Source organism: Sphingomonas sp. PvP056 (assembly GCF_040549155.1).
GTDB lineage: Bacteria > Pseudomonadota > Alphaproteobacteria > Sphingomonadales > Sphingomonadaceae > Sphingomonas.
Genome location: NZ_JBEPST010000003.1, coordinates 220,710 through 234,046, shown reverse-complemented (window position 1 = coordinate 234,046; position 13,337 = coordinate 220,710). Strand labels below are relative to the sequence as shown.

The 13,337-nt window shown below is 65.3% G+C and carries 8 protein-coding genes and 2 pseudogenes; 3 read left to right on the top strand and 7 right to left on the bottom strand.

Features of this window, described 5'->3' with window-relative positions:
* Positions 1-80 precede the first annotated feature (80 nt).
* Genes mazG through ABIC17_RS08670 form a run of 4 tightly spaced genes read right to left on the bottom strand, consistent with a single transcriptional unit; the run spans position 81 to position 3,438 of the window.
* The gene (gene mazG, locus ABIC17_RS08685) at positions 81-827 is read right to left on the bottom strand and encodes a nucleoside triphosphate pyrophosphohydrolase (protein WP_354280992.1); all 747 of its coding nucleotides are present in this window, start codon (positions 825-827) and stop codon (positions 81-83) included.
* Positions 828-881: 54 nt separating this feature from the next.
* Positions 882-1,877, bottom strand: a complete 996-nt coding sequence (locus ABIC17_RS08680) for a DUF2891 domain-containing protein (RefSeq protein ID WP_354280991.1) — start codon at positions 1,875-1,877, stop codon at positions 882-884.
* Positions 1,874-2,782 carry a 5-oxoproline transporter, DUF979 family subunit gene (locus ABIC17_RS08675; protein ID WP_354280989.1) on the bottom strand — a complete coding sequence of 303 codons (909 nt, stop codon included), beginning with the start codon at positions 2,780-2,782 and terminating at the stop codon, positions 1,874-1,876. Before ABIC17_RS08675 ends, ABIC17_RS08680 begins: the two co-directional genes overlap by 4 nt.
* On the bottom strand, positions 2,779-3,438 hold the full coding sequence (locus tag ABIC17_RS08670; RefSeq protein WP_354280987.1) for a DUF969 domain-containing protein: 660 nt from the start codon (positions 3,436-3,438) through the stop codon (positions 2,779-2,781). Before ABIC17_RS08670 ends, ABIC17_RS08675 begins: the two co-directional genes overlap by 4 nt.
* 121 nt (positions 3,439-3,559) lie before the next feature.
* On the opposite strand from ABIC17_RS08670, the gene ABIC17_RS08665 reads away from it, so the two are divergent.
* Positions 3,560-7,111 carry a hydantoinase B/oxoprolinase family protein gene (locus ABIC17_RS08665; protein WP_354280985.1) on the top strand — a complete coding sequence of 1,184 codons (3,552 nt, stop codon included), beginning with the start codon at positions 3,560-3,562 and terminating at the stop codon, positions 7,109-7,111.
* A 50-nt stretch (positions 7,112-7,161) separates the two neighbouring features.
* Here the strand turns inward: ABIC17_RS08665 and ABIC17_RS08660 are convergent, their stop codons facing one another.
* Positions 7,162-9,327: a TonB-dependent siderophore receptor gene (locus ABIC17_RS08660; protein WP_354280983.1), complete on the bottom strand. Its 2,166-nt coding sequence runs from the start codon at positions 9,325-9,327 to the stop codon at positions 7,162-7,164.
* Positions 9,328-9,457: 130 nt separating this feature from the next.
* Between ABIC17_RS08660 and ABIC17_RS08655 the strand changes: the two genes are divergently transcribed.
* Positions 9,458-10,288, top strand: coding sequence for a transglutaminase family protein (locus tag ABIC17_RS08655; RefSeq protein ID WP_354280981.1), 831 nt, complete (start codon positions 9,458-9,460; stop codon positions 10,286-10,288).
* An 83-nt stretch (positions 10,289-10,371) separates the two neighbouring features.
* Here the strand turns inward: ABIC17_RS08655 and ABIC17_RS20275 are convergent.
* Positions 10,372-10,476, bottom strand: a pseudogene (locus ABIC17_RS20275) (PEPxxWA-CTERM sorting domain-containing protein); the annotation flags it as partial.
* Between the two features lie 75 nt (positions 10,477-10,551).
* Positions 10,552-11,529, bottom strand: a pseudogene (locus ABIC17_RS08650) (NF038122 family metalloprotease); the annotation flags it as partial.
* 275 nt (positions 11,530-11,804) lie between these two features.
* Between ABIC17_RS08650 and ABIC17_RS08645 the strand changes: the two are divergent.
* Positions 11,805-13,262, top strand: a complete 1,458-nt coding sequence (locus ABIC17_RS08645) for a tetratricopeptide repeat-containing sulfotransferase family protein (protein ID WP_354280977.1) — start codon at positions 11,805-11,807, stop codon at positions 13,260-13,262.
* The last annotated feature ends 75 nt before the right edge of the window (positions 13,263-13,337 follow it).

The window sequence follows — 13,337 nt, the reverse complement described above, 5'->3', positions numbered from 1 at the left end:
CGTTACCTCGACCTTCGCTACTGGGCCCCGGCCTTCGCCGGGGAAGCGCTTTGGCAGGGGAATCGCTTGTGAGGGGTGGGCTAACTCTTTGAGGCCGTCTTCGCGCGCTGCCAAAGCCGTTCCATTCCTTCCAGATCCAGGTCCTCGAACCCGTCGCCAGCTTCTGCTTCCATCGCCTTGAACCGGCTTTCGAATTTCTCGTTCGCCCGACGCAGCGCAGCCTCCGGTTCGACCCCCAGCTTGCGCGCCCAATTGACGACGGAGAACAGCAGGTCGCCGATCTCCTCTTCCCGGTGATCGTCGGAGGTTGCCTCCTCGACCTCGGCAATCTCCTCGAAGACCTTCGCGCGCGCTCCGCCCGCATCTGGCCAGTCGAAGCCGGTCCGCGCGGCGCGCTTCTGGAGCTTGCCTGCGCGCAATAACGCGGGGAGCCCGACGGCGACCCCGTCCAGCGCACCACCAGCGCCCTTGTCCGCACGCTCGGCAGCCTTGATCTGCTCCCAGAGGTGATGGCCACCCTCGGTCTGGTCACCGAAGATATGCGGATGGCGGCGCTCCATCTTGTCGCTGATCGCGGCGACGACGTCGGGCAGTGCGAAATGTCCTGCTTCCTCGGCAATTCGCGCATGGAAGACCACCTGTAGCAGCAAGTCGCCCAGTTCGTCTTTCAGATCGGGCATGTCCTGTCGTGCTATGGCGTCCGCAACCTCATAGGCCTCCTCGATCGTGTACGGCGCGATCGTCGCGAAATCCTGCGCGACGTCCCATGCGCAACCGGTTTCGGGGTCGCGCAGCCGTACCATGATCTCCACCAGCCGTTCGATCATCGGATATGTCCTTCTTCCGTCACAGGCGGTCGTATCGCCACGCGTAATCCGCGTTCAATCTCCGTCGAGCGCGAGCAAGGCGAAGGTCGCGAGCCAGTGCGTCCCCATGTAGTCGTCCGCAATATGCGGCAAGCTTGCGGCGATGTGCACTGCCGCTGTTTCGCGAGCGATCGCGTCGACCGGATGTTCCGGCCCCAGCGCCGTCGCGATGATCTTCCAGCACCATGCTCGGCTAAGATTGAGCCCGTCGAGATGCGCGATCTTGCCGTCGCTGCGGTCGGAGACATGGGCTGGCGTGAACAGTGTCGCGGGCGAGCGACTGGCGACATCGGGGAGGAACGCGCCGAACCATGTCGTGAAGTCCGCCGACGACAGGACCCGGCTCATCAACGCGGCTTCCATCAGCGCGGAGGAGAGGAACTCGTCCCCGCCGGGTTCCCAGGCCTGGCATCCCCTGTCTTCCCCGAACCAGTCGCGTGCCCGGTCGGCGATCACCTTGGCGAGCCCGGGGTCGTGTGTCGTCGCCCAGTCCCGTGCGAGCGTCAGCGCGAACGCTGTGTTGAAATGCGTGCCGGTGCGGATCGGGTAGGTCAGCTTGGGCAGGAAGGCCGTGAACCTCGCGGCAAAGGCCCGCGCAAGCGGTTCGAGGGCCGCACCCCAGGGGGCATCGTGCCGAACGGCCTCGTCATGCAACGCGAGCGTCCAGGCCCATCCATACGGGCGTTCGAAACCGCCGCTGCTCGGTCGGTCGAGATAGGCGCGTTCGACCGCGACATTTGCGGGGGTCAGCATTGCGTCGGCGCGTGCCCGCACCTCGCTCGCGGCGGCCATGTCCGGAAAGGTGCGCGCGAGCCGCAGCACCTGCCACCAGCCGTGAACGCAACTGTGCCAGTCGAAGCTGCCGTGGAAGATCGGGTGGAGCGCGGACGGCGTCGCGGCGTCGGCCGGACCGTCCAGCACGTGATCGAGCTTGTGCGGATATTCCTGGCCAAGGTGGCTCAACGTCAACCGCGCGAAGCGGCTGGCGAGGTCGGTATCGAGAATTGTCATCGGATCACCAGCCAGAGGAGCAGGATGTTGAATAGGAGCAGCGGCAACGCGGTGGGGATCTGCGCCTTGATCACGCCGCTTCGGTCCTTGAGGTCGAGCAGGGCCGCGGGGACGAGATTGAAGTTCGCCGCCATCGGCGTCATCAACGTGCCGCAGAACCCTGCGAGCATCCCGATCGCTGCAACGGGGGCAGGGTCCGCGCCGTAGACCCTGACCAGCAACGGCAGACCGATCGCTGCTGCCATCACCGGGAAGGCCGCGAAGGCGTTGCCCATCACCATCGTGAACAGCGCCATGCCAAGGCCGTAGGCGATCACCGCGCCGATCACGCTGCCGTGCGGGATCGCCTGTCCGGCAAGGGAGCCGACGACGTCGCCGACGCCGGACACCGCGAACACTGCACCGAGACTCGCCAGCATTTGCGGCAGCACCGCCGCCCAGCCAATATCGTCCATCAGCCGCAATCCCTCCCGGAACGGCGCAGTCGGGGCGGGGCGGAGCCATGCGTAACAGGCAAGCAGCGCCAGCAGGACGCCGAGCGTCAGCGCGACGAGCGTGCCCTGTTTGGGATCGACGATCGTCGGGACAAACTTGAACGCCAATGTCCCTGCCAATGCGGTGGCGGGGATGATCAGCGCGGGCGCGAACAGCCAGGAGCCGCGCGGACGGGGCTCGACGATGTCGTCGGTACGACGCGACCGCATCCGTCCGCTCGCGGCCACCACGATCAGCGCGATCACCAATAGGCCGTTGCCGATGTCGCCGAGCCGGTCGCCCAGCAGCAGGCTGACCGCGAGCAGCAGATGAAAGGCGGCATTGAACCAGCGCCCGTCGCGCGCACCCAGAACCGCGAAGGCAAGGAACATCGCACCTGCCACCGCATAGACGAAGCCGAGCCCGATCATGCGCGGCGCCGCTTCACGCGGGCATCCAGCAGCATCAGGCGGGTGCCGTGAACGACCAGCGCGGCGATCGCGGTAGGGATCGCCCAGACCGAAAGTTGGAACGGCTCGACCATGATGCCATAGCCTTGCAGCACGCCTTTCATCAGCAGGATCGACCCGATCGCGATGAAGATGTCCTCCCCGAAGAACAGCCCGATATTGTCGGTCGCGGCGGACAGGGCGCGGAGCTTCTCCGGGTCATGCGCGCCCGGCGCTTCGACCTCGGCGGCGGCCTCGACCATCGGTGCCACGAGCGGGCGGACGGTCTGCGGTTGCCCGGCGATCGAGTTGAGCCCGAGCGCGGCGGTGACCTGGCGGAACAGCAGATAGCCGATCAGCAGGCGTCCCGGCGTCGCACCGCGCATCCGCTGGACCAGCGCCGCCGCGCGGCGTTGCAGGCCGTGGCGTTCGAGCAGCCCGATCACCGGCAGGACGATATAGACCACGCTGACGAAGCGGTTTTCGTTGAACGCCTTGCCGAACACCGCGAGGATCTTGAGCGGGTCGAGCCCCGCCGCCAGCCCGGTTACCATGGCAGACGCAGCCACCACCAGCAACGGATTGAACCGCAGCAGGAACCCCAGCGCGATGACGGCTATCCCGGCGAGTACCAGCATCTAGTTCGACGCCCCGCCGCCTGTGTTCGTGTGCATGGCGATGAACCTAGGGTCGTTTCGGCCGCAGGGGAAGCGGGGCGGACGCTTTGCAATACGGGCGAATGTTCGCCAAGGAACGCGCATGACACAGACCGGCTGGCACTTCTGGATCGATCGCGGCGGCACCTTTACCGACGTGGTGGCGCGCTTGCCGGACGGGGCGGTGCGCACGGCAAAGCTGCTGTCGCATGATCCGCGTTATGCCGATGCGGTGGTCGAGGGGATCCGGCGGATGGTCGCTGCGGAAGGCGCGACGCTGGCCGATGTGGTATCCGTGCGGATGGGCACGACGGTCGCCACCAACGCGCTGCTGGAACGTACCGGCGAGCCCACGCTGCTCGCGATCACGCGGGGCTTTGGGGATGCGTTGCGGATCGGGTATCAGGCGCGGCCCGACATCTTCGCCAAGCGGATCGTGCTTCCGGAACAGGCCTATACTGCGGTCATCGAGATCAACGAGCGCGTCACCGCCGACGGCGCGGTAGAATGCCCGCTCGACGAACAACAGGCACGCGATGCGCTGACCGGCGCGTTCGATGCGGGCCTTCGGTCGGTCGCGATCGTGCTGATGCATGGCTATGCCTATCCCGACCATGAGGATCGGCTCGCCGAGATCGCGCGGCAGGTCGGTTTCCCGCACGTATCGATCAGCCATGACGTCACCCCGCTGATCAAGCTGGTCGGGCGCGGCGAGACGAGCGTGGTCGATGCGTATCTGTCACCCGTGCTCGATCGCTATGTCCAGCGCGTGTCGGCGGCGCTGGGCGATACCGAACTTTTGTTCATGCAATCGAATGGCGGGCTTGCCGATGCGAGCGTGTTTCGCGGCAAGGATGCGATCCTGTCGGGGCCTGCTGGCGGGATCGTCGGGATGGCGGAAACCGCGCGGCTCGCCGGGATCGACCGCGTGATCGGGTTCGACATGGGCGGCACGTCGACGGATGTTTCGCATCATGCGGGTGCGTTGGAGCGGACCGGCGAGGCGATCGTGGGCGGCCTGCGCGTGCGAGCACCGATGCTGCAGATCGAGACGGTCGCGGCGGGGGGCGGATCGATTTGCCGGTTCGATGGAATGCGGCTGCGCGTCGGCCCCGAGTCCGCCGGAGCTGATCCCGGGCCGGCCTGTTACCGTCGCGGGGGTCCGCTGACGATTACGGATTGCAACCTGTTGCTCGGGCGGTTGCAGCCTTCGCATTTTCCGGCGCTGTTCGGGCCCGAAGGCAATCAGTCGATCGACCTCAACCGCGTGAAGGCGTTGTTTGCCGAACTGGCGGCGGAAGTCGGGTCCACCCCGGAGGCGCTCGCGGCCGGGTTCATCGCGATTGCCAATGACGCGATGGCGAGCGCGATCCGCACGATCTCGGTCGCGCGCGGGCACGACCTGGCGCGCTATGCGCTGGCGAGCTTTGGCGGGGCGGGGGGGCAACATGCCTGCGCGATCGCGGATATCCTCGGGATCGACCGGGTGATGATCCATCCGCTCGCAGGCGTATTGTCCGCGTTCGGCATGGGGATGGCGGCGCACCGCGTCGTGCGCGAGGCCACCGTCGCGGTGCCGGTCGACCGTGAAAGCGAAGTCGTTCCAATCCTCGACCGGCTGGACGATGACGCCCGTCGCGCGCTGAGCGAACAGGGCGTTGCGGTCGATCGGGTCGAGCGGCGGTTGCGCATCCGCTATGCCGGTGCGGACACCACGCTGACGCTGGAGGCGGCGCCTTTCGCGACACTGGGTGAACGGTTCGGTCGCGCTCATGGAACGCGGTTCGGGTTCGTTGATCCGGCCACGCCGCTTATCATCGATGCCGCCGAGGTTGAGGCGATCGCGCCTTCGAGTGCGGCGGCGGTGCGGTTCGAGGCGGGACACGGCGAGCCCGTCGGCGAGGACGTCCGGTTGCATGTCGATGGCAAAAACGTCGCCGCGAAACTGTTCAACCGGGCGACGCTGTCGGTCGGCTGGTCGGTCGAGGGTCCCGCAATCATCGTGGACGCGTCGGGCACGAGCTTCCTCGCCCCCGGCTGGCGCGCGACGATCGACCAGCACGCCAACCTCATGCTCGACCGCGTCGCGCCTCGCGAACGGCAAGTCGCTGCGGGGACCGCAGTCGATCCGGTGCGGCTCGAGCTCTTCGCCAATCTGTTCATGAGCATCGCCGAGCAGATGGGGGTCGCATTGCAGCAGACCGCTTGGTCGGTGAACATCAAGGAACGGCTCGACTTCAGCTGTGCGCTGTTCGATGCGACGGGCAATCTGATCGCCAATGCGCCGCATATTCCGGTGCATCTGGGATCGATGGGCGAGAGCATCCGCACGATCATTGCCAACCGCGCAGGGACGATGCGCCCGGGCGACGTCTATGCGCTCAACGATCCCTATCACGGCGGTACGCATCTGCCCGACGTGACCGTCATCATGCCGGTGTTCACGGATAGCGATACGCCGTCGTTCTTCGTCGCCGCACGGGGGCATCAGGCCGACATCGGGGGGACGACGCCGGGATCGATGCCCGCCGACAGCCGCCGGATCGAGCAGGAGGGCGTGCTGATCGACGACTTCCTGCTGGTCGACGGCGGCCAATTGCGCGAAGCCGCTTTGCGCACGTTGCTCGCGTCCGGGGACTGGCCGGTTCGTAATGCGGACCAGAATATCGGCGATATCCGCGCACAGATCGCGGCCTGCGCGCGCGGTGCCGATGCGTTGGCGGCGGCGGTGGCGGACCACGGGCTCGATGTGGTGTTGGCCTATATGGGCCACGTCCAGGCCAATGCCGAGGAGATGGTCCGCCGTCTGCTGGCCAGGATCGAGGGCGGCAGCTTCCGCTACGCGATGGACAATGGAGCGGAAGTTGCGGTCTCTGTGACGATCGACAAGGACGCGCGGAGGGCAGTCGTCGATTTCACGGGTACCAGTCCGCAGCGTGACGACAATTTCAACGCACCTGCCTCAATCGCGCGGGCGGCGTTGCTGTACGTCGTTCGCGTTCTGGTGAACGAACCGATCCCGCTCAACGACGGATGCCTCGCGCCGTTCGAGATCGTCTTGCCCGAAGGATCGATGCTCAACCCGGCGTGGCCCGCCGCGGTGGTCGCGGGGAATGTCGAGACGAGCCAGGTCGTGACCGACGCACTGTTCGGGGCCTTTGGCGCGATGGCGGGCGCGCAGGGGACGATGAACAACTTCACCTTCGGCGACGGTAGCCGCCAATATTACGAGACGATCGCGGGCGGTTCGGGTGCAGGGAATGGCTTTGCCGGGACGAGCGGCGTGCAAACCCACATGACCAACAGCCGGATGACCGATCCCGAAGTGCTCGAACACCGCTTCCCGGTGCTGGTCGAACGGTTTGCGATCCGCGCGGGATCGGGCGGGGAAGGGGCGTTCTCCGGCGGAGATGGGACGATCCGTCGGCTCCGCTTCCGGGCGCCGATGACCGCGACGATTCTGTCAAACCGCCGCGTCGTCGCGCCGTTCGGTCTGGCCGGGGGCGGAGACGGCACGCCGGGGCGCAACAGCATCGAGCGGAACGACGGCAGCGTGGAGCAGCTACCCTCAGCCGCCACTGCGGAGCTCGCCGCGGGCGATGTCTTCGTCATCGAGACGCCGGGCGGTGGCGGCTACGGCCGAACCGACGGCTAGACCGGTTCGGTTGGGCAGGGCCGGGACTATGATAGTCCCGGCCCGCCACATCAAAAGCGATACGCGATCGTTCCCTGAACCGTGCGGCGGTTGCCGTACCAGCACCAGGCGTAATCGAGATAGCAGGTCGTCACGTACTTCTTGTCCAGGATGTTCGCCGCATTCACCCCGAGCGAGACACCCTTGAAGCGCGGCGAGATCGTGCCAAGATCGAAGCGTACCAGCGCATCGACCAGCGTGAACCCCGGCGTGCTCTGGCGCGTAGCCACCGGCGTAAACGACGAGTCGAACAGCGTGCCGGCATAGATGCTGTCGACACGGCGCACCGCGCCGCCAATCGCAAAGCCCTGCCATTTGCCGTCGCGCGGCGCCCATTCGAGATTGGCCGACACGCCGCCACGACCGACGCCGAGGATCCCCGCGCCGATATTGGCGGGGTTGGCGTCGGCGGTGGTGCGCAGCTTCTGGCGACTATAGGCGAGCTTGGCGTTGAAGCCGTACGGCAGCGGCGCGCTGGCCTCGACCTCGACCCCGCTCGAGCGGACGCGGCCGCTCTGCGTCGAAACGTTGGTCAGCGGGTTGGTGGTGATCAGGTTGGTCTGGTCGATCTGGAACCATGCGCCGGTGACGAGGATCTGCGTGCCGGGCACGGTATATTTCGCGCCCGCCTCGAGCTGCTTGCCTTCGGACGGCTTGGCAACGGTGATCACGCCGCCGGGTTGCGTCAGCGTGCCGTTGGGCTCGAACGAGGTCGAATAGCTGACATAGGGCGCAAGGCCGAACGGCAGCGTGTAGAGTGCGCCGGCGCGATAGGTGAACTTCTGCGAATCCTGCGATGCGGTACCGGGGCCGGTTCGGACCGAGGCCCAGTCCTGCCGCCCGCTGAGCAGCACGCGCAACGCGCCGAGTGAGAGCTGGTCCTGCGCATAGACGCCCGCCTGGTTCGAGCGCGGCTTGTTATCGTTGACGCCGAAATTGTCGGGCACGGCTTGCGGACTCTGCGGCACGGCCATCGTGCCATAGACGGGGGCATAGCCGTTCAGTGGGGTCGCCGAGCCGAAGGCGTTGATCGAGCGCGCATTGCCGGTCTGGTAGTCCGCCCCGAACAGCACGTCGTGCTTCACTGCCCCGGTGGCGAAGCGGCCGTGGACCTGATTGTCGAACACCCATGAATCGCTGCGCTCGCGTGTCGCGTAAGAGGCGCGGTTGTAAAGCGTCGCATTGGGGTTGGCGGCGGCATCGACCAGCGATCCCGAGGCATAGACGATGCCGAGCCGCGAGGTGCCGTGCTGGTAGCGGCCCGAGGCGCGGATGTTCCAGTCGGGGTTGATATCGTGCGTCAGGATATAGGTCGCGGCGACCTGCTCTCGCTTGAAGTAATTGCCGGGCTCGCCGAAATCGGTCGAGGTCGCCAGCTTGCCGTTGGGGTTGGGGAGGAAGGTGCCCGACGCCGGGAAGACGCCGTAGCTGCCGTTCTGCGGGTCGTTCGAATAGGCACCGAGCAGCGTCAGCTTGGTGGCATGATCAAGATTGAAGGTCAGCGCGCCCGAGACCGTCTGGCGCTCGCGCGCGCTGAAGGTCTGCTGCGTATGCGCCCCGTTGACGCTGCCATTGACCCGCCACAGCACCGAATCGCCGATCTTGCCGCCGACATCGCCATCGACGCGGTACAGATCGTATGTGCCGTACGTCCCCGAGGCTGCGCCGTAGAACGCCTGGTCGAGCGGCAGCTTGCTCGATAGCGCGACGAGCCCGCCCGGGCCCGACTGACCGTAAAGCACCGACGCTGGTCCCTTGATCACTTCGATCCGGTCGATCCGAGAGACGTCGACCTGCGGGGTGAGGTAGCTCGCGCCGCCGATCAGTTTCAGACCGTCGAGGAATTGCGGCGCATCGAAACCCCGTAGCTTGAACTGGTCATAGACTTCAGCGCTTGAGCCGCGCTGTTCGGTCGTGACCCCTGCCACGAAGCGCAACGCCTGGTTGAGGTTGGCCAAGCCCAGATCCGCGATATCCGACGCACTGATCACGCTGATCGACTGGGGTGTTTCTGCGAGCGGAGTCGATCCCTTGGTTCCCGCCGAAGCTTCGCTGCGGGGGCGTGCGCCGGTCACGACGATCGATTGCGCTTCCTGATCTTCCTCGGTCTCGGCGAACGCTGGCATTGCGTAGGCGATCGAACTCAACATCAGGGCGGAAACGAGCGTACGGTTCATCATGGGTCCTTAGCGACTATGCGGCAGCCTATGGCTCAGATGCGAACGATTATCAATCGCATTAGTGTGTCGCTGGATCTTTCCGTGGGGAATGCGTTGCAGATCAGGATCCTGCACCCATGTGGGGGGCATGGATGAAGATGACCTGATGCACCTGGGTCTCGTCGATGACGACGAGATTATTCTGGACGAAGCCGCGCTAGTGCTCGCGCTGCTCGACCACCCCGGCATGGACGGCGAACCCTATCTTGATCTGTTCGAGGCGATTGCCGAGGCACTCGACGAAGCCTCGGCCACCGCATCCGCCGCCGAGCCCGACGCGGAAGAACAGGCCGAACTGCTCGCGCAGGTCATCGGCGGTGCGTTCGACTTCATTGGTGACCGCGAAACCTATGACGATCCCGCCAACGCCGACGTGGTGCGCGTGGTCGATCGTCGGCGGGGCCTGCCGGTCAGCCTGTCGATCCTGTATGTCGCGGCGGCGCGGCGGATGGGGTGGATCGCCAATGCGCTCGATGTCCCCGGACATGTCCTCGTCCTGATCGGTGACGAGACGGTCCCGGTAATGATCGATCCGTTCCGTGGCGGGGAACGCGTGAGCCAGGAGCAACTGCTCGCGCTGTTGAAGACGGGGTTGCCGGCGGGTGAGGGGGGGCAGGGGTCGCCCGTGCGCCATGTCGCCGCGATGCCCAACCGTGCGGTGCTGGTCCGCCTGTTGCTCAATCAGGCGACGCGGGCTGAGCGTGCCGGGGACGGGCGGCGCGCATTGACGCTGTTCGAACGGATGACGATCATCGCGCCCGGGTACCCGCACGCGTGGTGGGAACAGGCGCGCCTGCAATTGGTCGACGGCGATATACCGGGCGCACGCAAGAGTTTGAGTGCGATGTTGGAGATTACGCGCGAACCCGATCTGCGCGCACGGATCACGGAGGTCATGGGGTCTTTGCCTGCCTCATGAATTAAGTGCGACGGAGGCGTGGCGCATAAGAATGGCCGCCGATCGATTGATCGGCGGCCATGTGTTTGTGGCAGGTGATCCGCTCAGGCGGCGTAGCTGACCTTCGTGGACCGGCGGCGCATCGTCGCACCGACGAAGGCGAAGCCAAGCAGCATCATGCCCCAGGTCGTCGGCTCGGGAACCGAGGCGGCGAATTGGCTGTAGATCTGCGCAGTCGACGTGGTCTTGTAGGTCAGCGCATCGGTGCTGAGGTTCCAGCCCATCGCGTCATACGCCGCGAGATCGAGGCCGGTGACATAGCCGGTCTGCTCATAGCAGAAGGTCGGATCCATGATCCCGTTGCCGATGGCGCAACCCGGCGTATCCTTCCAGTGCGACGCCTGCTGACCATCGCCATTGTAGCGACCGGTGGAGAAGGTATTGTCGAACAAGGCAGTCTTGCCGCCATCGATCGAAAAATACTTCTGACCACCAACGGAAAGGTCGAGCACCGTGTCCTTGCCGAGGACGAGATTGGTCGGATCCTTGCTGTAGCGGAACATGTCGAGCGCGCTGTAGATCGACGTGTCGTTGAGGCTGTACCCCAGCGCCCCGGCGGCCGGCCCCTTGCCGACGCCATAGACGTCGAGGAAATCGACGCCCGAGACGAACCCGAGCGCATGGCCGATCTCGTGGATCGCGACGCCGATGAAATCGAACGTGTTGTCACTGATCCCGTCGGTCGGGTCAAAATCGAAGTTGAAGTTGCTGCTGAACGTCACGTTGCCATCGCGCGTCGTTGGCGAGATACCCGTATTGCCGCCGATTGCTTTGACGACCGCGGAGTTGAGATACAGGTTCTGGCTGCTTGCCGTGGCCCCTGGGTTGTACGCCAGCTTGCTGGTGTCGTCATTGGTCACCGCGGGGCTGGTGCCGCTCGCAGGGGTCGTGGTCGTCCCGTTGGTAATGAAGCTCGCACCGCCATCCGCGTTCAGCGTGGGGAGGACGATGTTCTGATCGATGAACGAACCGCTCTTGGTCAGGTTGAGCTGCTTTTCCCAGTTCGCGGTCGAATAATCGACGCGCGTGCTGCCGGTCGACCCGATGATGCCGGTTGCGAGCGGCGCAAAGGATACGCCCAGGTTGATCACCGCGTTATTGGTGAACATCGATCCCCAATAGGATGCAGCGATGTTGAACCCGCGCTCTGCCTGCGAACCTTTGACGCCACCAAGATCGATCAGGTTGATCGTCGTGGCCATCACGGGCGCCGCCATCATCGCGATCGCGGCGGCACCACAGCACATGAAACTCTTGATACGCATAAGCTCCCCTCGTTACCCGGTGACGCCGTTCATCGACTCAAACAACTGGTTAACGTCCCGTTAATTAAAGGAATGTTGCGGGGCAGCAATATTGTCAACCCGGTCAAAGCGTTAATTGAGCTTGCTGTTGTACGCGGGACACGCTCGCGGCATATGGGGAGGGGGATACCGGGCGAACGCCCTCACAAGGGGTTCGCACCAGTCCGATGGCCGTGACCAACACCAGCGCGCTGCCGCTCCTGCTGGCGCAATTGAAGGCCGCCCTAGCCGCACGCGACCGGGCCGAAACCCGCCGCCTTGTTAGCGTTATGCTTGATCAGCGCGCGCCGCTTGGCCAGCAGTGGCGCGCGATCTCGCAGTTGATGCAAGCCAGTGGCGATCTCTCGCTGGCGCTGCGCGCGGTCGATGCGTTCATCGCGTCCAGTGGTAACGATCCCGTCGCGATCTATTCCAAGGTCGTGCTGCTGACCCAGGCCCAACGGATCGAGGAAGCGCATGCCCTGCTTTCAGGGTTGCCCAAGACGGTACCCGATGCGGCGGGGCACGCCTATGTGCTGGGCAACACCGCGATGACGTTGGGTCGCGTGGACGATGCCCGCCGGCATCTGTTGGAAGCACTGGCGCATCGCCCCGGGTGGGGCCCCGCCTGGCTGACGCTGGCGGCCGCGGTCAACCTTGCGGATGACCCGGTCGGGGATCAGTTGCTTGCGGAAGCTGCCGCGGCGGAACGGCATGCGCCGGGCGATCTGGCGCGCTATTGCTATGCCCTTGGCAAGCTCCATGCCGACCGCGGGGAGCCAGGCGAGGCGTTCGCCGCCTTTGCGCGTGGCGCAGCGCTGCTCAAGGCTGAAACGCCATATGGTCGCAAGGCCGACCAGGCCAACGCCGCCGCGGCAATGGAGGGGTATGATTGCGCGTTCTTCGATCGCGCTGGGGCCAACCAGACGATCGATACCAGCCGCCCGATCTTCGTCACCGGTCTGCCCAGGTCAGGCACGACGCTGGTCGAGCAGATCCTCGCCAGTCACAGTGCGGTGCAGGATGGGGGCGAACTCAACCTGATCCAGCACGTTGCCGTTGCGGCAGGGGGCGTATCCGGATCCGCGATCGATCAGCATATGGCCCGCGGCGGGACGGTGGATGGGCTGGGCGAACTCTACCTCCACCTCCTGTTGGAGCGTTTTGGGGCAGAGGGGCGCATCATCGACAAGACGATCGATGCCAGTCGTTTCATGGGCGTGATCGCGACCACATTGCCGGACGCACCGCTGATCTGGATGCGGCGCGCGCCCCTCGACAACGCATGGTCGTGCTTCCGGACATTCTTCATACATGGTGTCGGCTGGAGCTTCGATCTTGCTGACATCGCTTTCCATTTTCAACTGGAAGACGCGCTGATGGCGTTCTGGAAACAGATGCTTGGGGACCGGCTGCTTGTCGTGCCGTATGAGGAACTGGTCGAGGACCCTGCGCTATGGACCGCACGGCTGCTCGCGCATTGCGGACTGGGAGAGGAGGCCGCTGCTTACGCGCCACATCTCAACCCGCGTCGCGTCGCCACGGCAAGCGCGCTACAGGTCCGCCGCCCGATCAACCGGGACGGCCTTGGCGTTGCAGAGCCGTATCGCCCCTGGCTCCAACCGTTCCTCAATGCTTACGCAGCATCGTAGTGCCGTCCTCCACATTATTGAAAACATGTCACCGGGTCGACAAGTCACAGTCGGTGGCGCTAGCAACGGCGCTCG